Annotated in this window: 25 protein-coding genes and 3 tRNA genes; 17 read left to right on the top strand and 11 right to left on the bottom strand. The window is 60.4% G+C overall.

Annotated features, from left to right (window positions below; all coding sequences use genetic code 11):
- From Q0X23_RS11500 to Q0X23_RS11455, 10 genes are all read left to right on the top strand, one after another.
- Positions 1 to 86: transfer RNA gene (locus Q0X23_RS11500), tRNA-Tyr, on the top strand.
- A gap of 24 nt (positions 87 to 110) precedes the next feature.
- Positions 111 to 186 (top strand) — tRNA-Gly (locus Q0X23_RS11495).
- Positions 187 to 215: 29 nt separating this feature from the next.
- Positions 216 to 291: transfer RNA gene (locus Q0X23_RS11490), tRNA-Thr, on the top strand.
- An 83-nt stretch (positions 292 to 374) separates the two neighbouring features.
- The gene (tuf, locus tag Q0X23_RS11485) at positions 375 to 1592 is read left to right on the top strand and encodes an elongation factor Tu (protein ID WP_297859948.1); all 1218 of its coding nucleotides are present in this window, start codon (positions 375 to 377) and stop codon (positions 1590 to 1592) included.
- Positions 1593 to 1666: 74 nt separating this feature from the next.
- Entirely contained in the window at positions 1667 to 1831 is a 165-nt protein-coding gene (rpmG, locus tag Q0X23_RS11480) for a 50S ribosomal protein L33 (RefSeq protein ID WP_013013465.1), read from the top strand.
- A 10-nt stretch (positions 1832 to 1841) separates the two neighbouring features.
- Positions 1842 to 2060 (top strand): preprotein translocase subunit SecE, encoded by a 219-nt coding sequence (gene secE / locus Q0X23_RS11475; protein WP_119340857.1) that lies wholly within the window; start codon positions 1842 to 1844, stop codon positions 2058 to 2060.
- A gap of 16 nt (positions 2061 to 2076) precedes the next feature.
- The gene (gene nusG / locus Q0X23_RS11470; RefSeq protein WP_297860416.1) at positions 2077 to 2634 is read left to right on the top strand and encodes a transcription termination/antitermination protein NusG; all 558 of its coding nucleotides are present in this window, start codon (positions 2077 to 2079) and stop codon (positions 2632 to 2634) included.
- Between the two features lie 168 nt (positions 2635 to 2802).
- Positions 2803 to 3237, top strand: a complete 435-nt coding sequence (rplK, locus tag Q0X23_RS11465; RefSeq protein ID WP_297860415.1) for a 50S ribosomal protein L11 — start codon at positions 2803 to 2805, stop codon at positions 3235 to 3237.
- On the top strand, positions 3230 to 3931 hold the full coding sequence (gene rplA / locus Q0X23_RS11460) for a 50S ribosomal protein L1 (protein WP_297860414.1): 702 nt from the start codon (positions 3230 to 3232) through the stop codon (positions 3929 to 3931). The genes rplK and rplA overlap by 8 nt, the downstream gene beginning before the upstream one ends.
- Positions 3932 to 4133: 202 nt before the next feature.
- Positions 4134 to 5036, top strand: a complete 903-nt coding sequence (locus tag Q0X23_RS11455; RefSeq protein WP_297860413.1) for a cation diffusion facilitator family transporter — start codon at positions 4134 to 4136, stop codon at positions 5034 to 5036.
- A gap of 479 nt (positions 5037 to 5515) precedes the next feature.
- Here Q0X23_RS11455 and Q0X23_RS11450 read toward each other — a convergent pair whose 3' ends face one another.
- From Q0X23_RS11450 to Q0X23_RS11425, 6 genes are all read right to left on the bottom strand, one after another.
- A complete protein-coding gene (locus tag Q0X23_RS11450) occupies positions 5516 to 6595 on the bottom strand; it encodes a fatty acid desaturase (RefSeq protein WP_297860412.1) in 1080 nt (359 codons plus the stop codon).
- A 131-nt stretch (positions 6596 to 6726) separates the two neighbouring features.
- Positions 6727 to 6933: a cold-shock protein gene (locus tag Q0X23_RS11445; RefSeq protein ID WP_119340863.1), complete on the bottom strand. Its 207-nt coding sequence runs from the start codon at positions 6931 to 6933 to the stop codon at positions 6727 to 6729.
- A gap of 180 nt (positions 6934 to 7113) precedes the next feature.
- Positions 7114 to 7308 (bottom strand): hypothetical protein, encoded by a 195-nt coding sequence (locus Q0X23_RS11440; protein ID WP_297860411.1) that lies wholly within the window; start codon positions 7306 to 7308, stop codon positions 7114 to 7116.
- Between the two features lie 160 nt (positions 7309 to 7468).
- Positions 7469 to 7936, bottom strand: a complete 468-nt coding sequence (locus Q0X23_RS11435; RefSeq protein WP_297860410.1) for an 8-oxo-dGTP diphosphatase — start codon at positions 7934 to 7936, stop codon at positions 7469 to 7471.
- Positions 7936 to 8292 carry a carboxymuconolactone decarboxylase family protein gene (locus Q0X23_RS11430; RefSeq protein WP_297860409.1) on the bottom strand — a complete coding sequence of 119 codons (357 nt, stop codon included), beginning with the start codon at positions 8290 to 8292 and terminating at the stop codon, positions 7936 to 7938. Before Q0X23_RS11430 ends, Q0X23_RS11435 begins: the two co-directional genes overlap by 1 nt.
- Positions 8293 to 8592: 300 nt before the next feature.
- Complete coding sequence (locus tag Q0X23_RS11425) at positions 8593 to 9279, bottom strand: HAD family hydrolase (protein ID WP_297860408.1); 687 nt, start codon at positions 9277 to 9279, stop codon at positions 8593 to 8595.
- A 225-nt stretch (positions 9280 to 9504) separates the two neighbouring features.
- Between Q0X23_RS11425 and purB the strand changes: the two genes are divergently transcribed.
- The 7 genes from purB (at position 9505) to purF (ending at position 17083) form a co-directional block, all read left to right on the top strand.
- Entirely contained in the window at positions 9505 to 10815 is a 1311-nt protein-coding gene (gene purB / locus Q0X23_RS11420; RefSeq protein ID WP_297860407.1) for an adenylosuccinate lyase, read from the top strand.
- Positions 10816 to 10897: 82 nt separating this feature from the next.
- Positions 10898 to 11632, top strand: a complete 735-nt coding sequence (purC, locus tag Q0X23_RS11415) for a phosphoribosylaminoimidazolesuccinocarboxamide synthase (RefSeq protein WP_297860406.1) — start codon at positions 10898 to 10900, stop codon at positions 11630 to 11632.
- A gap of 8 nt (positions 11633 to 11640) precedes the next feature.
- Positions 11641 to 11892 (top strand): phosphoribosylformylglycinamidine synthase subunit PurS, encoded by a 252-nt coding sequence (gene purS / locus Q0X23_RS11410; RefSeq protein ID WP_297860405.1) that lies wholly within the window; start codon positions 11641 to 11643, stop codon positions 11890 to 11892.
- Positions 11889 to 12593 (top strand): phosphoribosylformylglycinamidine synthase subunit PurQ, encoded by a 705-nt coding sequence (gene purQ, locus Q0X23_RS11405; RefSeq protein WP_297860404.1) that lies wholly within the window; start codon positions 11889 to 11891, stop codon positions 12591 to 12593. Before purS ends, purQ begins: the two co-directional genes overlap by 4 nt.
- Before the next feature lie 31 nt (positions 12594 to 12624).
- The gene (locus Q0X23_RS11400) at positions 12625 to 13374 is read left to right on the top strand and encodes an HAD family hydrolase (protein ID WP_297860403.1); all 750 of its coding nucleotides are present in this window, start codon (positions 12625 to 12627) and stop codon (positions 13372 to 13374) included.
- Complete coding sequence (purL, locus tag Q0X23_RS11395; RefSeq protein ID WP_297860402.1) at positions 13374 to 15584, top strand: phosphoribosylformylglycinamidine synthase subunit PurL; 2211 nt, start codon at positions 13374 to 13376, stop codon at positions 15582 to 15584. The genes Q0X23_RS11400 and purL overlap by 1 nt, the downstream gene beginning before the upstream one ends.
- A gap of 110 nt (positions 15585 to 15694) precedes the next feature.
- Positions 15695 to 17083 (top strand): amidophosphoribosyltransferase, encoded by a 1389-nt coding sequence (gene purF, locus Q0X23_RS11390; RefSeq protein ID WP_374707478.1) that lies wholly within the window; start codon positions 15695 to 15697, stop codon positions 17081 to 17083.
- A gap of 98 nt (positions 17084 to 17181) precedes the next feature.
- On the opposite strand, the gene Q0X23_RS11385 is transcribed toward purF, so the two are convergent.
- The 5 genes from Q0X23_RS11385 to Q0X23_RS11365 form a co-directional block, all read right to left on the bottom strand.
- Entirely contained in the window at positions 17182 to 18075 is an 894-nt protein-coding gene (locus Q0X23_RS11385; RefSeq protein WP_297860401.1) for a ferritin-like domain-containing protein, read from the bottom strand.
- A gap of 9 nt (positions 18076 to 18084) precedes the next feature.
- A complete protein-coding gene (locus tag Q0X23_RS11380) occupies positions 18085 to 18588 on the bottom strand; it encodes a CHRD domain-containing protein (RefSeq protein WP_297860400.1) in 504 nt (167 codons plus the stop codon).
- Positions 18589 to 18600: 12 nt separating this feature from the next.
- Positions 18601 to 19233 (bottom strand): ferritin-like domain-containing protein, encoded by a 633-nt coding sequence (locus tag Q0X23_RS11375; protein ID WP_297860399.1) that lies wholly within the window; start codon positions 19231 to 19233, stop codon positions 18601 to 18603.
- A gap of 137 nt (positions 19234 to 19370) precedes the next feature.
- Positions 19371 to 19988: an anti-sigma factor domain-containing protein gene (locus Q0X23_RS11370; RefSeq protein WP_297860398.1), complete on the bottom strand. Its 618-nt coding sequence runs from the start codon at positions 19986 to 19988 to the stop codon at positions 19371 to 19373.
- On the bottom strand, positions 19978 to 20532 hold the full coding sequence (locus tag Q0X23_RS11365; RefSeq protein WP_297860397.1) for a sigma-70 family RNA polymerase sigma factor: 555 nt from the start codon (positions 20530 to 20532) through the stop codon (positions 19978 to 19980). Before Q0X23_RS11365 ends, Q0X23_RS11370 begins: the two co-directional genes overlap by 11 nt.
- Between the last annotated feature and the right edge of the window lie 75 nt (positions 20533 to 20607).

Here is a 20607-nt window from a genome sequence, read left to right as displayed (position 1 = left end):
GGGTAGGTGGCCGAGTGGTTAAAGGCGACAGACTGTAAATCTGTTCTCTTCGGAGTACGGCGGTTCGAATCCGCCCCTGCCCACCAATGCGCCTTAAAGGCGCGTCCAATGCGGGAATAGCTCAGTCGGTAGAGCATCTGCTTCCCAAGCAGAGGGTCGCGAGTTCGAGTCTCGTTTCCCGCTCCAGAAGCGCTATGTGCGCGAACACCTCAGGTGCTCGGGTAGCTCAGCTGGTAGAGCACACCCTTGGTAAGGGTGAGGTCGTCGGTTCAAGCCCGATCCCGAGCTCCAAACCCACACCGCCCGTCCACCGCTGCGGGCGGTGTGTTCCTGAAAAGGAAATACCTTAGCGGAAGCCAAAGGAGGCAACACAAATGGCGAAAGGCGTATTTGAGCGCACCAAACCCCACGTAAACGTGGGGACCATCGGACACGTAGACCACGGGAAGACCACCTTGACGGCGGCGATTACCTTTGTAGCGGCGGCGGCCAACCCCAACGTGGAGGTGCAGGCCTACGATCAGATCGACAAGGCGCCCGAAGAGAAGGCCCGCGGGATTACCATCAATACTGCCCACGTGGAGTACGAGACCCAGGCCCGGCACTACTCCCACGTGGACTGCCCCGGCCACGCCGACTATGTGAAGAACATGATCACCGGGGCGGCCCAGATGGACGGGGCCATTCTGGTGGTGAGCGGTACCGATGGCCCCATGCCCCAGACCCGCGAGCACATTCTGCTTTCGCGCCAGGTGGGGGTGCCCTACATCATCGTCTTCCTGAATAAGGTGGACATGGTGGATGACCCCGAACTGCTGGATCTGGTGGAGATGGAGATCCGCGACCTGCTGAACCAGTACGAGTTCCCCGGGGACGATACCCCCATCATCCGGGGCTCGGGGCTCAAGGCGCTGGAGCACATGATGGCCAACCCCAAGACCCAGCGGGGGGAGAACGAGTGGGTGGATAAGATCTGGGAACTGCTGGACGCCATTGACTCCTACATCCCCACCCCCCAGCGCGATGTGGACAAGCCCTTCCTGATGCCGGTGGAGGATGTGTTCACCATCACCGGACGCGGTACCGTGGCCACGGGCCGGGTGGAGCGCGGCAAGATCAAGACCGGGGAGGAAGTGGAGATCGTGGGTCTGCGCGAGACCCAGAAGACGGTGGTGACCGGGGTGGAGATGCACCGCAAGACCCTCAACGAAGGCATTGCTGGCGATAACGTGGGCCTGTTGTTGCGCGGGGTGGGACGGGAAGACATCGAGCGGGGGCAGGTGCTGGCCAAGCCGGGCAGCGTGACCCCGCACACCAAGTTCGAGGCCTCGGTGTACATCCTGAAGAAGGAAGAGGGGGGCCGGCACACCGGATTCTTCACCAACTACCGTCCGCAGTTCTACTTCCGTACCACCGATGTGACCGGGGTGGTGGAGCTGCCCGCCGGGGTGGAGATGGTGATGCCGGGGGACAACATCACCTTCACGGTGGAGCTGATCAAGCCCATCGCCATGGAAGAAGGTCTGCGCTTCGCCATCCGCGAAGGCGGTCGCACCGTGGGCGCTGGTGTGGTGGCGAAGATTATCGAGTAACGTGGTAAAATATAAGCTTGCTGGCCCGGTCAGGCTCTAAGTCTGACTGGGCCGAAGGCTGAAAGAGGAATGACATGGCAAGCGATGTACGAATCAAGCTGCTCTTGGAGTGCACCGAGTGCAAACGCCGCAATTATGCGACTGAGAAAAACCGTCGCAACACTACGGCCAAGCTCGAGCTCAAGAAGTTTTGCCCCTGGTGCAACAAGCACCTGCCCCACAAGGAAGTAAAGGTCTAAGGCGGATTGTATGGCCCAAGAGCAAAACGCCGCCCCAAAGCGCCCCCTCGGTGCTCGGATTGTCAACTACTTCCGCGAGGCCCGCGCCGAGCTTTCCCGTGTCACCTGGTCTACCCGCCAGGAAATCATCGAATCCACCCAGGTTATCCTGGTCTTTGCAGTGGTGGCCATGGTAGTTCTGGGGCTGATCGACACCATCTTCCGCTTCATCACGGTGCGCCTGCCCTGATGTCCTGGTGTGAACTATGAGCATTGAATGGTACGCCGTCCACACCTATGTAGGCTACGAGGACAAGGTCAAGCAGAACCTCGAGCAACGGGTGAAGGCCCTCGGTATGCAGGACAAGATCTTCCAGGTCTTGATTCCTACCGAGGAGGTCGTGGAGCACCGCGAGGGGGGCAAAAAAGACGTGGTGCGCCGCAAACTCTACCCGGGCTACATCTATGTGCTGGTGGATTTGGGCGATACGCCAGGCGAGGTCAACGAAGCCTGGGAAGTGGTACGCAATACCCCTGGCGTGACCGGTTTCGTGGGCACTGCGACCCACCCCGTGCCCCTGACCCCAGACGAGGTACAGCACTTGCTGGAGATCGCTGGTCTGGCTGGCAAGAAAGAAGCCCCCAAGCCCCAGGTCACCTTCAAGGAAGGTGACGTGGTACGGGTGGCCTCCGGTCCCTTCGCCGACTTTACCGGCGTGGTGGGCGAGGTCAACCTCGAGCGCCAGAAGGTCAAGGTGCTGGTATCTATTTTCGGGCGCGAAACCCCAGTGGAGCTGGAGTTCTCGCAGGTGGTTCGCGCATAGCGCGAGCGCCAATAGCCAATGGCCGATTGCTGATAGCGAAACCCCGTAGCCTCTGGTTATTTGCTATCAGCTATGAGCAAGCGCGAAAGCGCCAAGGCGATAAGACCACGAAGTTCGTGGGAGCCGACCCCCGCAGGTAGCGGGAAATCATAAAAGGAGGAAGTACTAATGAAAAAAATAGCTGCTATGGTCAAACTGCAGCTTCCGGCGGGCAAGGCCACGCCTGCGCCGCCGGTAGGCCCGGCCCTGGGGCAACACGGGGCCAACATCATGGAGTTCGTGAAGCAGTTCAACGCTGCCAGCGCCAGCATGGGCGACGCCATTGTGCCCGTAGAGATCACCATCTTCTCCGACCGCTCCTTCACCTTCATCACCAAGACCCCCCCGGCCTCCTACCTGATTCGCAAGGCCGCCGGGATCGAAAAGGGTTCGGGCAAGACCGGGCGTGAAAAGGTGGGCCAGCTCACCTGGGAGCAGTGCCTCCAGATTGCCAAGCAAAAAATGGCTGATATGAACGCCAACGATGTGGAAGCCGCCGCTCGCCAGATTGCCGGTTCGGCCCGCGCGATGGGTGTAGAAGTGACGGGGGTGCCCCATGCCTAAGCACGGAAAGCGGTATCGTGCCCTGTTGGAAAAGGTAGACCTGAACAAGGTTTATTCGGTTGAAGAGGCTGCCGCCCTGATTCCCCAGATCAAGAGCGCCAAGTTCGACGAAACCGTTGAAGTACACGTCAAGCTGGGGATTGATGCCAAGAAGTCTGACCAAAACGTACGCTCTACCGTAGCCCTGCCCCACGGGACGGGCCGTAGTGTGCGGGTACTGGCCATTGCCAAGGGCGACAAGATTGCCGAGGCCCGTGACGCTGGGGCCGATATTGCTGCAGGCGAAGAAATCATTCAGGAAATCCTGGATGGTCGTTCCGACTTCGACGCGGTGGTCGCCACCCCTGACGTGATGGGAGCCGTGGGTTCCAAGCTCGGCCGTATCCTGGGCCCCAAGGGCATGTTGCCCAACCCCAAAGCCGGTACGGTGGGCTTCAACATAGGCGACATGGTGCGGGAGATCAAGGCAGGCCGGATCGAGTTCCGCAACGACAAGACCGGCGTGGTACACGGCCCCGTGGGCAAGGCCAGCTTCGCCCCTGAGAAAATCGCCGAGAACGTGCGGGCCTTCATCAAGGCCGTGGAGAGCGCTAAACCCGACAGTGCCAAGGGCACCTACCTGCGCTCGGTCTACCTCTCCACCACCATGGGGCCCAGCATCAAGATAAGCACCGGTGCTGCCCAGCAGTCTTAAGATTCTCCAGCCACGAAGGCTCCCTATCAGGGGGCCTTTTTGTGTGGAAGGCTGCCTTGAGTCGGCCCAATTCTCAACCGGGACTTTTTATCTCATCCCGTCCGATTTATAGTTGAGGGCGAAGTTCGATCTTTTTCCGATCCAATCGGTTTTAGGTCATGAAGTATACCGACCCCAACAACCCCTGCCACTTAAAGACCCCATGACCCCCGTCCGTGTACTAACCTTGAGCCTCGTGGTAGCGGGGGTGGTGTTTGGCCTGAAGTGGCTGGCCTATGCACTTACTGGTTCGGTAGCCCTTTATTCCGACGCGCTCGAGTCTGTGGTCAATATTGTGGCAGCAGGAGCCGCTCTGATTGCGGTGCTGGTTTCGCGCCGCCCCGCCGACAACAATCATCCCTACGGTCACACCAAGGCCGAATACTTTTCGGCAGTGCTGGAGGGGGTTTTGATTGTGCTGGCCGCCCTGGCTATTGTGTGGGAAGCCTGGCCCAAACTAATCACACCGGAACCCATCACCGAGCTGGGCACGGGGATGTTGGTTTCGCTGGGGGCTTCAGGGCTCAATGCCCTCCTGGGCTGGTTTTTGATCCGAAGTGGGCGCAAAGCGCGTTCGCCCGCCGTGGTGGCCGATGGGCAGCACATTCTGACCGATGTCTGGACTTCGGTGGGGGTACTTGCGGGAATTGGGCTGGCCTGGCTAAGCGGCTGGTGGGTGCTCGACCCGTTGCTGGCCATTGCGGTAGCCGTCAATATCTTGTGGGTGGGTTGGCGCCTGGTGCGAGATTCTGTGGGCGGTCTGATGGACGAATCCGTTCCCGAGCATGAGTTGACCGATATACGCAATGCCCTCAACTATGCCCTGGGGGGCCTGGCTTCCGAAGGCAAAGTACTGGAAATCCACGACCTTCGAACCCGCCGGGCAGGGCCACGCACCTTTGTGGAGTTTCATTTAGTGGTGCCAGGGAGCACCTCGGTGGAGCAAGCCCATCAGATTTGCGACCGGCTCGAGAATGCCCTGAAAGCGCAGATAGACGGCGTTCATACCACCATACACGTAGAACCCGACCACAAGGCCAAGCATTCAACCTTCAGAATCGGTTAGGAAACTGTTCGTACTGCCACGGGGAATATCTGTTTGTCCTGTGTGTAAAGTGTTGACCTGGAGTGCTTCTCACCATTAATTGCAGCGTCGTATAGACCCCCATACACTGCCTACTCTCCCCTAGCAGGGGAGGGTAAGGGTGGGGTTGCCATAGAAGGGCAAATCCCCAGGTATAGCCATCTCTACGACGCTGTATTACTTTATACACCTGCCCCACTGGTGTCTCTTCCATGACTGCAGACTGTTCATTGCATGTGGGGCGCGGGCCGACAAAGCAATTCAGGCAGTCACCAACCCCTCAAGCGGGCAGGATGATCTGGATAGCTTCCCCTTCAGCTTGACTTCATGGTCACCAGGACAGCTCAACTGAAGTATTTTGCTAGGGCCAGCCGCCGATGTTTCGGGGAGCCCAGTGGTGTTGCAGAAAGCTCTATGGCGCAGTACCCACAATGGCTTTTCGGGGCACACTGACCAGGCGCCTACTCCCCAAGTCCTTTTTTGCCCAGCCCCCGCCGGGAGGATTTGGGTTGCTTGATCTTGCTGTCATTCAGCCCAAATCCCAGGGTTCCAAACACATGGCCGGTAGTCGGCTCAATCAGATTGCGGTGGTCGCGGTAGAGGCGCGGGGTTTTCCACAGATAAAACAAAGCTTTCCAGTGGGGCAGTTCGTTGTAACGCTCGGGCCAGAGCTCTTTGATTTTTTGTGCCACCACGTGGGCATATTTGGGAGAAAGCGCCGGAAACACGTGGTGTTCGATATGGTAGCCAAAGCCCAGGGTGAGCCACTCGAGCCACCGCGGGTTGCGCACAGTCAGGCTGTTCATCAGCGGATCGTTGGTCTCGGTAATGGGGTTGAGCAGGTGGTTGGTGGCGATGAAGCTCATGGCAATGAAGTTGGCCAGCAGCCAGGGAATCACAAACACAAACAAGAAGTTGAGGGGCCCCACCATGAAGAGCACCAGGAGCCAGACCAGCACCGGTAATATCGCCTGAAATACTACAATGGGGCGCTCGGCAGGCTTGAAGTCGGGCAAAAAACGCCGGAACATCATGTGGGCGTGCAAGGTAAACCAGAACGTAAAGGAGAAAAACAGGAAGAAGCTACGCAATGCAGGCACCTGACGGAACATCCACTTTACGAAGGGCTTCTGGATCGCCGACTCCAGGGCCCCCATAGCGTCGGGGTCGTCTTCGGGGTGTTGGGTGTGGCCGTGGTGTTCGACGTTGTGCCACTTGCGCCATAGTCTGGCGCCCACCATCAGCGGCAAAAAGGCGATGGTTCCTGTAACTGAGCGCACCACAGGGTTCTTGGTCACGGCACCATGCAAGATTTCGTGGGCCAGAAAGCCCAACCCGATAAACGAGTATCCGATGCCAAGGGACAACAGTAGTTTGAGCAAGACATAGGGGGTTGCCACAATGCCCCATGTGCACAAACCAAACAGGGCCAGAAATACCGGCAGATAGGCCAGCCGAGCCGGAACTGGCTCAAAAAAGTGACGGGGCAGTCGGGCTTTTAGGGCCTTGGTGTACTCTCGTAGATGCTGTTCTTCAGTCATAGGTGCTCCTTGCTGATTACGCTTGAATGGGGGCAGTATACGATAAATCAATCCTCGAGCTTCAAATAATCCGTTTGGACTAAATACAAAAAAGCCCCCCTAAAACCGGGGAGCTTTGGCTTGCGGTATGGTTACGCCACTTTCACATTCTTGGCTTGGGGGCCCTTGCCATTCTTACCGGGTTCGATCTCGAACTCTACGCGATCTCCTTCGTTAAGGCTCTTGAAGCCCTGGCCCTGGATGGCGGTGAAGTGCACAAACACATCGGGACCACCTTCCTGGGCAATGAAACCGTAACCTTTTTCCGCGTTGAACCACTTAACAGTACCTTTGTTCATTTACTACTCCTAATGTCCTACTGAAACCTGCTGGTTTTAGGGGGACAATGAAGAGTAGCACAGCCTACAGGCAAAGTCAACTGGAGGCCGGGTTCTATCGCTGCCATATCTGAACCAGGAGAACCGTGTATCTAGCGCTATATTTCGTCCAGGTAGGGCTTGATGATTTCTTTTCAATGGTTATCGCTCGAGCAGGTTCCCTGGGATGCCCTCGAGGCTTTTCCAGACCGGGTCATCTTTCAGACCCGGCCCTGGCTCGAGTTCCTCCGCCATACCCAGGGCGCCTAGCCAGTGGTGGCAGTCATCCAGGAAGACGGCCAGACCGCAGGCTACTTCACCGGGGCTCTCCTCTACAAATATGGGAAGATCCTTCAAGGGCTGGGCTGCCTCCTACAGTGGGGCAATATGAGCCGCAGTTGCCGAGCTTCGATCCGCACGGAAAAAATGGCCTGGTCTTTTCTCCCACCCAGAGGAGAACGCGAGAGGAGCAATGTAGGTTTGGTACGAGGCTGGTGCCTTTTGGCTTCCTGTGCCTTCACTCGAGTTCTTCAACTAGCTCTACCGTCTGATTATCCTGGCGGTAGGTGAAACGCATCTTTAGCCTGTTGCCCTGCAATATCTGGGGCAGCCAGTAGGGGACATCGGCCCACATCTGCTTCAGGGGGAGTTCGTCTAGGCCGAACCACTCGGGCCGGATTTGGTCAGATTCCTGGGGCTCGCCCTCCCAGAACTCGAGGCGGAACACGTGTACGGTGCGGTTCCAATCCGGACAAGCTGGAAACAAAAACTCCAGTTGGGCCGCATACCAGAGGTTGTGCGGTTTGGCCAGCAAGCCCGACTCTTCCTGTAGCTCGCGTACAGCAGCCACGGCCAGGGTCTCACCGACCTCGAGCTTTCCACCAAAACCCCCGTACTTGCCTGCCCCAAAACCCGTCTTTTTGAAACCCAACAAGACACGGTGCTGGGGCCGATCCAGCGGCAGCACCAGCACGTTAACCAGCATTACTCCCCCGCAGCATGGCGCTTGCGCAACAAGGCATGAAAGGTTTTCATGGCCCCCAGGGCATTGGGAAAGCCCACAAACAGCGCCGACTGGATGATGGTCTCGCGCACTTCCTGCTCGGTGGCGCCGTTACGCAGGGCTCCTTCCAGGTGGGTGGCGATTTCCTTGGGAGCCCCCAGGGCAATCAGGCTGGTAATGGCCAGCAGTTCGCGGGTCTTCAAGTCCAGGCCGGGGCGGGCCAGCACCTCTTCATAAGCGAAATCGCGGATATAGGTATATAAATCGGGGTCTACCTCGGTAAGGGTCTGCTCGATGGCCTCAAAGTTGTCGCCCCAGATGGCTTTGCGAACGCTCATGTAGACCAGTCTGTGGGCTCGAGGGGTTGGGGTCAAGGGACTTATACCAACTTCAGGTGTGTTGCCAACTTACAGCGATGCACAAGATGGAGGATGGTGAGAAGCATGTGGTGCATTTCTAAGCCTCTACCCCCTATCCCCTACCTCCGATAGTGTGAAGAGCATCCCAGTGCACCGGTAACTTGTTTTACGGCACGTTTTGAGGCACGTTGACTGCCCAAAATTGCAATGTGCGACTCATCGGGAGGGACTATAGTGCATACCGAATTCCTGGTTACCAGACCACTAGCCAGGATGGTATTACGGCCTGTCTTCGCGGCCAGTGGCATACTCCACCACCCAGGCCAGGTCGCCAATTGCATTGGGGTTTTGCTTGTAGGGGTCAAACAGCACCGGTCGAACCCCGGCGGCCAGGGCACCTTTGACGTCGTCCTCCGAGTCGCCGATATGGATGGCCTGATGGGGTTGAATCTCTAGCTTACTCAGCACAATCTGGAAAAAGCGCGGATCGGGCTTGGCTACGCCTTCCAGGGCCGAAACCCCGATATAGTCAAAAAAATCTGCCAGCCCTGTGGCCTGCAAAACCCCCGGCAGTGTCCAGTCCCAGTTGGATACCACCCCCAGCTTGAACCCCTTGTTACGCAAGGCTACCAGCACCTCTTTGGCTCCAGGTGTAAGGGGCCACACATGCGGGCTTTGCCAGTTTTCCTTCAGATAATCGGCTACCTCATCGGCATAAGCCCCCAGTCCGATGCCGTTCATAACTTCCCGGTGAAAGGCCCGCCAAAATGAGAGGGCCGCAGCCTCGTCGGTAGCGCTCATGTGATGGTCTGAATAGTGAGTATAGGCATCCTGCATGGCCTGGGGGAGCCGCTTCAGGTCGGCCTGCTGAGCAATGCCCTTAGCTTGCAAAATGGGCAAAAGCCAGTACCTGGGGTGCCCCAGGATGAGTGTGTCACCGACATCGAACAACACTGCACGAATCATGAGTTCATACTAAACCGGCATTGTGAAAAGATCGGTAGCTTGCGGCATCAAGTGACCCGTTATGGCTAACGACTTTACACTGCAAGCGTGGTTGCTCCGACCTTTGAGGCGTGATAGTCTCTTGACGTTGTTCACCAGATTGTCCTGCGAGGCAATGACGGACAACAAGTGATCCCTTGTGATAAAACAAAAAATGTCTTTTGGCAGTGAAGGGGGCTTGGGGCTATGATTGAGCGTTACCAAACCCCCGAGATGCAAGCCCTGTGGAGCGAGGCCCGTAAGTACCAGACTTGGGCCGAGGTGGAAATTCTGACCCTGGAAGCCTGGGAAGGGCTGGGGCAGGTGCCGCCCAAGACCGCCGAGCGCTTGCGCGACGCGCTACGCCAGAAACCGATTGATGCGGCTTTTGCCCGGCGCGTGGATGAAATTGAAGCCGAGACCCGGCACGATATTGTGGCCTTTACCCGCGCCCTGACCGAATGGACCGGCGACGCTGAAGTGGCCCGCTGGCTGCACCTGGGCCTGACCAGCACCGATGTGGTGGACACCGCCCAAAATGTCTTGCTCTCGGAGGCCCTGGGCCTGGTCGAGCAGGAACTGGCTCAGGTGCAGGAGGCCCTGAAGAGTTTGGCCATCCGGTACAAGCACCTGCCTGCGGTCGGGCGCACCCACGGCGTGCATGCCGAGCCCACCAGCTTTGGGTTGCGCTTTTTGGCGTTTTATGCGGCTTTGCTGCGGGATGGTGAACGTCTGCAAAAAGCCCGCGAAGGCATCCGGGTGGCCATGATTTCCGGTTCGGTGGGGAACTATGCCCATGTGGAGCCTGCCGTGGAGGCATGGGTGGCCCAGAAGCTGGGTTTTCAGATCGAGCCGGTTTCCACCCAGGTAGTGCCGCGGGACCGCCATGCCGAACTGATGGGGGCCCTGGCCATTCTGGGAGCCAATATAGAGCGCATCGCGGTGGAGTTACGCCATTTACAGCGCACCGAGGTGCTGGAAGCACAGGAGCCCTTTAGCTACAAGCAGACCGGCTCCTCCTCCATGCCGCACAAGAAAAACCCGGTGGCGCTGGAAAATATCTCGGGGTTGGCGCGGCTCCTGCGCAGCAACCTGCAGGCTGAACTCGAGAACGTGGCTCTCTGGCATGAGCGCGACATCTCGCACAGCTCGGTGGAGCGGGTGATTCTGCCCGACTCCACCACCCTGGCCCACTACATGCTGCGCCGTCTCAAGCGGGTTTTGCAGGGGTTGGTGGTCTACGAGGCGCGCATTGCCCATAACCTGCACCTGACCCGAGGGCTGGTGTACTCCCAGCGGGTACTGGGGTTTTTGATCGAGTCCGGCCTGGATCGAACCACCGCCTACGAGTTAGTTCAGCGCAACGCCCTGGAAAGCTGGGAAAAAGGGCAGGATTTTCGGGAACTGCTCGAGGCCGACCCAGCCTGTCCACTCAAGGGAGAGGCGCTGGCCCAGGCCTTCAACCCCAGCTATTTTTTGCGGCATGTGGATACCATCTACGCCCGTTTTGGGCTGTAGAGGGGTACTATAAAGAAAGATACCCGTTCACACGACCAGGATTCGCCAGGATATAGGGAGCGCCCAGGCAAAAGAGGTTAAGATGGAGAAACTATACGAGGGGAAAGCTAAGGTTATCTATCCGGGCCCCGAGGCGGGGGTGGTGCGGGTCTACTTCAAGGACGACGCCACCGCCTTTAACGGGCAGAAGCGGGCCCAGATTGCTGGCAAGGGGGTGGTCAACAACCAGGTTTCGGCAGCTTTGTTCCGCTACCTGGAAGCGCACGGCATCCCCACCCACTTCATCCGCCAGCTTTCCGAGCGGGAGATGCTGGTGAAGCAGGTGCAGATTGTGCCACTGGAGGTGATTGTGCGCAACCGCACCGCCGGAAGCTTTTCCCGGCGCTACGGGGTGGAGGAAGGCCGGGTCTTGCCCTATCCGCTGGTGGAGTTTTCCTACAAAAACGATGCCCTGGGTGACCCGCTGATCTACGACGACGCCGCGCTGGCCCTGGGCCTGGTGAACGGCAGCGAGCTGGCGCGCATCAAGGAGCTGGCCCTGAAAGTGAATGCCTTGCTAAAAGAGTATTTTGCCCAGCGCAACCTCGAGCTAGTTGACTTCAAGCTGGAGTTTGGCCGGCTCCTGCACTCTGCGGCCCCTACCGACGAGCGCGGGGCTATTGTGCTGGCCGATGAAATCTCGCCCGATACCATGCGCCTGTGGGAGGTGGGCACTGGCGAAAAAATGGACAAAGACCGCTTCCGTCGCGATCTGGGCGGGGTGGAGGAAGCCTACCAAGAGGTGCTGCGGCGGGTACAGGCAGCGCCTTCGGCCTAAAACATGTTATGAAATACCATGTAACCCTTTTGATCGAGCTGAAAGACGGCATCCTGGACCCCCAGGGACGGGCTGTAGAGAGCATTTTGCAGGGGCTCCAATTCAAGGCCCAGAACGTGCGGGTGGGGCGGGTGCTGGAGATGGAAGTGGAGGCTGGCAGCGAGGCGGAAGCCTTTGCCATGGCCCACAACATCGGCAAAGCCCTAGCCAATCCAGTGATGGAAGTGTTTATGGTCGAAGCGGTCAAGGAACTGGCATGAAGGTAGCGGTCATTCAGTTTCCCGGCTCCAACTGCGACCAGGATGCGGTCTGGGCGCTTCGGTTGGTGGGGCTTCAAGCCGGGCTGGTCTGGCACGCCGAAAAGAGCCTCGAGGGCTTCCAGGCCGCCATTCTGCCGGGCGGCTTCTCGTATGGCGACTACCTGCGGGCCGGGGCTTTGGCCAAGTTCTCGCCGGTGATGCAGGAGGTGCGTCGGCTGGCCGAGCAAGGATACCCAGTGGTGGGTATCTGCAATGGCTTCCAGGTGCTCACCGAGGCCGGGCTGCTGCCGGGGGCGCTTTTGGCCAACACCAACCTGCACTTTACCTGCAAGGATGTGTACCTGCGTGTCGAGCGCACCGACCTGCCTTTTACCGCAAGCTACCAGCCAGGGCAGGTGCTCAAGATTCCCATTGCCCACGGCGAGGGGCGCTACTACGCCGACGCCCAGACGCTGGAACGGCTCGAGCAAAACCGGCAGGTGGTGTTCCGGTACGTTCCATCCCCTTCGTCCCCTGCGGAAGAGGGGGATGGTTTCAATCCCAATGGCTCGTTGAATAACATCGCGGGCATCGTCAACGAACAGGGCAACGTGCTAGGGATGATGCCCCACCCCGAGCGAGCCGTGGAAAACCTTTTGGGATCTGCCGACGGCCTGCCCTTCTTTACCAGCCTGAAGCAGGCCCTCGAGGTTGTGGCGTAGGCCAGGCAACAAGTGACATGGAGGTAGCGGTATGACCATCAAAGCAATTACCTTCGACTTCTGGGGCACCCTCTTTACCGAAGGGCCGGAATATGCCGGACACATCAAGAACCTGCGCAACGAAATCCTGCTGGATGCGGCCTCCGAAGCGGGTATTCCCGCCGAACCGGATGCCGTGATGGCCGCATGGCGGCAGGCCGCCCTCGACTTCGACGCCGCCTGGATGGCCGAGCAGGTCATGACCCCCTTCGACCGGGTGGCCCGTATTTTTGGCTACTTGGGTCTGCCCTACGACGAAGGCCACATCGCCCTGACCACCCAGCGCATTGTGGAGGCGGCCCTAGAGGGCACCCTCGTTCCTTTACCGGGGGCGCTGGAAGCTTTGCCGCAGCTGGCCCAGCGCTACAGGCTGGGCATCGTCTCTGATACCGGCGTCTCGACCGGGCGTATCCTGCGCGAGCAGCTCAAGCGGTACAAGCTCCACGACCTTTTTAGTGGTTTTTCCTTCTCCGACGAGACCGGGGTGGTCAAGCCCAGACCCCAGGCTTTCCTCACGGCCCTCGACGAAATGGGGGTCAAACCGCAAGAAGCTCTGCACATCGGCGATATTCCCCGAACCGACATTGGGGGTGCCTTCCAGACCGACTATCCCTACGCGGTTTTGTACACCGGACATGCCCACCGCAACGGGCAGCCCGAGCCCACCGCCCGCGTGGGCAACCACTTAGAGCTTATTCCCCTCCTTAAGGAAGTCATCGGGCATCCACCGAGGGTTATGTAATGGAAGAAACCTTGCCCCCCCTTCTTCAGGAAACCGGCATCCCCCTGCACGAGTACCAGGAGATTGTGCGGCTTCTGGGCCGTGAACCAGGCCGCCTCGAGCTCTACTTGTTCAAGGTGATGTGGAGCGAGCACTGCTCCTACAAAAACTCCCGCCCCTTGCTCAAGTTGTTGCCCAAGGAAGGGCCTGCGGTGCTTCAGGGCCCCGGTGAGAACGCGGGGGTGGTGGAGATTGGCGAGGGTTGGGCAGTGGCTTTCAAAATCGAGAGCCACAACCACCCTTCGGCGGTCGAACCGGTGCAGGGAGCGGCCACCGGGGTGGGGGGTATTATCCGTGACATCGTGGCCATGGGGGCCCGGCCCATTGCACTTCTGAACTCGCTGCGCTTTGGCAAGCTGGAAGGCCCCAAAGGCGACCGCACCCGCTACCTGGTGCGGGGGGTGGTGGAGGGCATCGCCCACTACGGCAACGCCATTGGCGTGTCCACGGTGGGAGGCGAGGTTTACTTCCACCCCGACTACCAGGAGAACCCCCTGGTGAACGCCATGTGCGTGGGGCTGCTGCGGGCCGATGAACTCAAGAAAAGCCGGGCCTCGCTTTCGCGTCCGGTCTACTACGTGGGCTCCAAAACCGGACGCGACGGGATTGGGGGGGCGGCTTTTGCCTCGGAAGAGCTCTCGGAAGAAAACGAGTCCAAGCGGCCCAGCGTGCAGGTGGGCGACCCCTTCATGGGCAAGCTGACCCTGGAAGTAACGCTGGAGGCCATTCGGCGGGATCTGGTAGAAGGGGTGCAGGACATGGGGGCCGCCGGCCTCACCTCTTCCCTCTCGGAGCTGGCCCACAAGTCGGGGCTGGGCCTCGAGCTTAACCTCGACCTGGTGCCCCAGCGCGAGGTGGGCATGAATCCCCTCGAGCTGATGCTCTCGGAGTCGCAGGAGCGCATGGTGCTGGTGCCGCGTCCGGGCAAGGAAAAAGAGCTGGAAGCCCTGGCCGCCCACTACGGTCTGGATGCGGTCCCGGTAGCCCACACGATTGCCCCGCCGGTCTTTCGGGTGCTCCACCAGGGCCAGGTGGTGGCCGAGGTGCCCACCTTTGCCCTGGCCGACTGCCCCACCTACACCCGCGAGGGCCAGGAGGACCCCGGCCTGGCCCGGCTCAGGCAGGCCGACCTGAGCGCCTTGCCGATGCCTTCCGACCTGCAGGGGATACTTCTTCGGCTTCTGGCCTCGCCCAACCTGTGCAGCCGGGCCCCCATCTTTGAGCGCTACGACCACCAGGTAGGCACCAATACCGTGCTGGTGCCCGGAAAGGGCGACGCAGCGATCCTGCGCATTAAGGGCACCCGGCGGGGTCTGGCGGTCAAGGTGGACGCCAACCCCCGCTACAGCAAGCTCTCGCCCCGCCTGGGGGCCATGCACGCCCTGGCCGAAGCAGCCCGTAACGTGAGCGTGGTGGGCGGTAAACCGCTCGCCTATACCGATGGCCTCAACTGCGGCAACCCGGAGACGCCCCAGGGCTACTTTGAACTCTCCGAGACCATCGCGGGCCTAGCGGAAGCCTCGGCAGCGCTGGGTCTGCCGGTGGTCTCGGGCAATGTTTCGCTCTACAACGAAGGCCCCAACTACCGGATTCCGCCCACCCCCATGGTGGGGGTGGTAGGGCTTTTGGAGGAGGTGGAGCGCCGGGCCGAACTGGGCCTACGAAAAGCGGGCGAGTTTGTGGTGCTGATCGGCAGCCCGGAAGGACACCTGGGTGCTTCCGAGTACCTCTGGGTGATGCACGGCCAGGAAGCCGGAAGCCCGCCGCCCCTCGACCTGACCATGGAGGCCCAGGCCCAGGCCGCCATCCGCAACCTGATCGAGCGGGGCTGGGTACATACCGCCCACGACGTAGCCGAAGGGGGGCTGGCGGTGGCGCTGGCCGAGATGTGCTTGCCCTACGGCCTGGGGGCCACCCTCGAGCTGCGTAGCCAGGCCCGGCCCGATGCCTTGCTCTACGGCGAGGCACCCGGCCGTATCCTCTTCAGCGTTGACCAGGCCCACCTGCAACAGGCGGTAAAAGTGCTCGAGGCCTACGGTCTTCCGCACAGCGTTCTGGGCCAGGTGGGTGGCGATCACCTCACCCTCCTGCTGCCCAAAGAGCAGATTACCTGGCCCGTGGAGGCCCTGCGCCGGGCCTGGGAGCAGCCGCTCAGGGAGGTGCTACCGTGAGAAACGCCGAAAGCCCGGAGCCAAAGGCTTTGAAGCCAGTAGAACTCGAGGCTCTCAGCCAACCGGTTTCGGCCTCGAACGACCCGGACGAGCTGCACGAAGAGTGCGGTGTGCTGGGCTTGTGGTCGCCCGAGCCCCTGCCGGTGGCCGACCTGCTGCAACTGGGGCTTTTTGCCCTGCAACACCGGGGCCAGGAAGCCGCCGGGATTTGCGTTTCCAACGGTAAAGACCTGGTGATCGAAAAAGACCTGGGCCTGGTCACGCAGGTCTTCGACGAGGCCCGCATGCAGCGCCTGCGCATTCCTGCGGCCAACCTGGGCATTGGGCACACCCGCTACTCCACCACCGGCTCCAACCTGCGCTTCAACGCCCAACCCCTCAACGTGCGCAGCTCCAAGGGCATTCTGGCCATCGCCCACAATGGCAATTTTGTGAACGCCCTGCAGATTCGCCAGGCGCTTTTGGAGCACGGTGCAGTCTTCCAGACCACCAACGACACCGAGGTGATGATTAACCTGATTGCCCGCTACGCCAAGCTCGACCTGGTCGAAGCCACCGCCCGGGCCATGCGCGAGCTGACCGGCGGTTTTAGCGTGGTGCTGATGGATCGGCACACCGTGCTGGCCCTGCGGGACGGCAACGGGGTGCGACCTCTGGTGATTGGGCGCCTTTCGAACGGAGGCTGGGTTTTTGCCTCCGAGCCCCCGGCCCTGGCCCTAATGGGTGCCGAGTTCGTACGCGATGTGCGGCCTGGTGAGCTGGTCTGGGTGGACGAGGCGGGGGGGCTTTCCTCCTGGCAGGTGCTCGAGCCCTGCCCCACCCCCTGTGCCTTCGAGTGGATCTACTTCGCCCGGGCCGACACCACCTTAGACGGCATCGCCACCCACCCGGCACGCATCCGCATGGGCGAGGTACTGGCACGCGAAGCTCCGGTCGAGGCCGACCTTGTAGTACCGGTGCCCGACTCCGGCATTGGGGCGGCCATCGGCTACAGCCGGGCTTCCGGTCTGCCCTTCGACTTTGGCCTGCACAAGAACCCCTATGCGGGCCGTACCTTTATCCAGCCCACCCAGGAAATGCGCGACCTGAAGGTACGACTCAAGCTGGCCGCCACCCCGGTGGTGGCGGGCAAGCGCGTGGTGCTGGTAGACGACTCCATTGTGCGGGGCACCACCTCGGGGCGCATCGTGCAATTGCTGCGCGAGGCCGGGGCCACCGAGGTGCATGTGCGCATCTCCTCGCCCCCCATCAAGTTTCCCTGCTACTACGGCATCGACACCGCTGCCCGCAAGGAGCTGGTGGCCTCGACCCATACCCTCGAGCAAATCCGGGCCCTGATCGGGGCCGACTCGCTGGCCTTCCTTAGCGAAGCAGGCGTACGCGAGGCCATTGGCGGGCCGGTCTGCCTGGCCTGCTTCAACGGACAGTACCCGGCAGGGCAGCCCGAGGAAGAGGTGCGGAAAGAGGCCCTCGAGACCGAAGGTGCGAGCGTGCGGTAGTTTAGGGCGCAGCTCAAGGTGCATTGAAAACGTCTCGTCGTAGGCCAGCACCAGCAAAACAAAACCGGGCGTTAGCCGCCCGGTCGGCTGGGCTGGGCTCAGGTAGTTTTGAGACTGCCATTAAGGCCCATGGGGAAGAAGCCGCCCATGCTCACGCCCGCGTTGCCGGTGAGATAGACGATTTTCAGTACCTCGCTAGGGGTGCGCCCATAGGCTACGGCGTTGGAATCAGCAGCAACCAGGTTGGCCTTGCCCATCCTGGTGATGCCTTCGTCCTTGCCTCCGCCCACACTGCCGCGTAGGTCGCTGATGGCCTGTGCCACCTGCGCTACGGTGAGGCTCGAGGTGACCATCATATCCTTGCGATCGTGCAGGAGCAGTCGGATGAGCCCAGCGTGATAGGCCTCCACCGCCAGAATGCCGGCGGCAGGGTCTAGCACATTGTTTTTATCAGTGATTAGCTTGGCCGCACCTTTGTAGGCGGTCACCCCCACATCCTCGAAGATGAAGGCCCCGTGAATGAAGAAGAGTTCGTTGGCAAAGGGATCAAAGTTGGTGATGGCCCCACCACTGGCAGCACTTCCAGCATTCTTAAAGGCCTGATCGAGGTCAATAACGGGGCGGTCTACCGCGGCCGACCCCAGGGCTTGGCGGAGGAATTTGACGTGGGCCAGTTCGTCTTCGGCAATCTCCTGGGCGTACTCGAGTATGTCCGCACTCATACCCGGAACTGGGCTGGTACCACTAAAGCCCGCGGGCAGTTTGATCTGGGCATTGCCCCCAATGCTCTGAATATCGTTGATCCGGCCTACCGCGGCCAGATAAAAAGCCGCCTCGAGGTACTCCAGGTTGAGGGCGAAGTTGAGAATAGCCACATCCTGGTTGGGGCCCTGGCTCATGCCGGGGGTGGTGGCGCAAGCCCCCATCACACCCCCAAGCACCAGGCCGGTACCCATCAGTCCTGTTTGCTTAAGCATGTCCCTGCGGTTCATACCCACCTCCTACATAATCTGAATCTGTCCCCGTAACTCTCCTGCCCGGAAGGCCGCAGTGTGGATGTCAAAGTAGAGTTCCCCGCGGTACAAACGGTTCAGGTCATCCAGGCTTAGATCGATGCGATCCATAAAGGTAGCGCTTCGACCATCCGCGGCGCTCATCACCTTGAGGGCCTGCAACAGGGGGCCGTTCTGCCCTTTGGGGCCGCGGTGCAGGTGCACAGCGCTGGTCAGACGGGCGTTGAGGGCCGGATCATCCACCGGGTCGCGGGTATAATCGCGGAATGCCCCGGCCAGGTTGGCCACCGCACCCTGGAGGCTCAGGGTAGAACCCACCAGCTCCAGGCGCACCACCGCCAGGGCCATGGTGTTAGTCGGGTTGGGTACTACCTCGGCCCCGCTCAACACCACTGCCCGCACTGCGCCGCTCATGCTCTGGGACGCTACGCTACCCAGGCCTAGCGCCACCAAGCTGGCGCCCACACCCCCAAGAAACTTACGGCGCTGCATGTGGGTCTCCTTTTACTTGCGGATAAAGCTCTGCACAGCCTGAGTAGCCTGCTGGGGAGTAATGGCAGCGGCGAAAGCCCGGCCTACCGGGGTCTGGGGGCCTTCCACCCGTCCACCCAGGCTCAGCACCGAGTCGCGCAGTACAGCCAGGTGAGCCTCCTCGTTCATGGCAATACTGGCCGCTGCCGAGAGTACCGCCTTGCTCTGAATTAGAGGGATAGCCCCCAGGTAGGCCCCGGTAAAGGCGGTCTCCAGGGCCACCAGAGTCTCCAGCACCTTGAGACGGTTGGCTGTATTGAACTGCAGATCCCCGTAGGTAAACTGCGGGCGGGCCACCGGCATGGCGTTGAATGGACCCCGGATGGTGTCGGTGAGGGCCTTAACGTGGGCTTCCTCGTGCTTAAGGGCCTCGGCCAGATAATCCCGAATCTCGCTGGGGTAGTTTACCGTGAGGGCTCGAGTGTAGGCGTCGGTGGCCAAGTATTCAGCAGTAAGGGCCAGGTTAAGCACGTCCAGATCGCCAACGCCCTGCGACTGTGCCAGGGCCTGGCCCACCAGGCTGTGGGCTATAGCCGTAGAGATACCGGTAACGGTCAAGACTTTTACAAACTGCCGACGGGCCAGGTTTTGGGGTTGCGTTTCCATTTTTGCACCTCCACCCTGCCGTTCGCAGGTGGGGAGGTGTTTGGATTAACCCAGCCTGCCAGGACCGACCAGCGGGCTGCAGATCATAACAAATACAGCGCACGGCACCGTCCGCGCGCTTAAGCTGGTCCGGAAAGTTACTGGGGTAGGCCCAGCAGGGTGGTGGGCTGGAGACTGCCACCGGGGGGCTCGAGCGAGACCGCCACCGCTTGAGCCCCTGGGGGTAGGCGCAAGGTCTTGAGCGGGGTGCGGAAGGTAGGAAGGGGAACGGGGCTTCCTTGAGCCAGTCCCCAGGCCTGGAAAACCTGGCCCTGGGGAGGCCAGCGGTTAAGCAACACTAAAACACGATTATCCTTTAGCAGTATAGCCCGGCCCACCCCTTCACCCTTGGGGCTAGCCAAGGCCACCACGCGGGTCTGGGGGTCGCTTAGATTAATTAACCAGAAAGCACTCCACCCACCGGTGTAGCCTAGTCCCAGCAGCAACAGCAGCGCCGCGGCTCTGGCTAGCCAGACCGGCAAGACCAGGCGGCGGACCGGCTTTATGCGAGCCATAACCCTCTGCTCCAGATTAGTGGGTACTGGGGCCGGGGATACCAGTTCGGCCAGGTCGGCCGCGGTTTCTTGTAGGGCACGGGCTTCGGCCCAAAGCTGGGGGTAGTTCTTGAGGGCTGCCTCGAGCCGCGCCCGCTCTGCTGGTTCTAAGGCGCCAAGTGCGTACAAGGGCAGGAGTTCTCGCACCTCTTCAGGCTTCACGCAACTCCTCCTTCAAGCGGGAAAGCGCCCTCCGGGCCCGGGTTTTTAGGGTTCCCAGGGGGATATTTAGCTTAACGGCTGCTTCTTGGTGGGCATATCCTTGGTAAAATAGCACCTCGATGACCTCGCGTTCCTCGGGCGCCAGCCGGGCCAGAGCTTGGCGAAGGCGAATGCGATCCAGATGGCGCTCCTCATCAAGACCGGGGCCTGGAAGATCGAAGGCTTCAGGCTCGTCCTCACTGGGTTCTAGGGGTCGGGGCCGGGCTTCCAGGCGGCGCACGAAATCCACCGTGGTGTGGTGGGCTACGGCCAGAAGCCAGGCTCTTGCCGAAGCTCTCCTGGGGTCAAAATCCGGAGCGTTTTTCCAAACTTTGCTAAAAACCTCCTGCACCACGTCCTCCCGGGTACTCGAGTCCAGGCCCATACGCCTTGCGAGTCCCAGAAAAGCCCCCGCGTAACGTCGAAAGAGTTGCTGCAAGGCGGCCTCTTCACCTTTGGCCACCAAGGCCAGCAACGCTTCGTCAGAGAAGGCTTCGAAGCTCATGCTCGGCCTATGTTAGCATACGTATTTTGCTACGATTTTGGTTTTCATTTGTGCAAAAAGCACCAACCCTGTTAT

Origin of the sequence: Meiothermus sp. (assembly GCF_026004115.1) — a bacterium.
Taxonomy (GTDB): Bacteria; Deinococcota; Deinococci; order Deinococcales; family Thermaceae; genus Meiothermus.
Note: the sequence above shows the minus strand (reverse complement) of the source record. Positions and strands in the feature narration are given on the sequence as shown.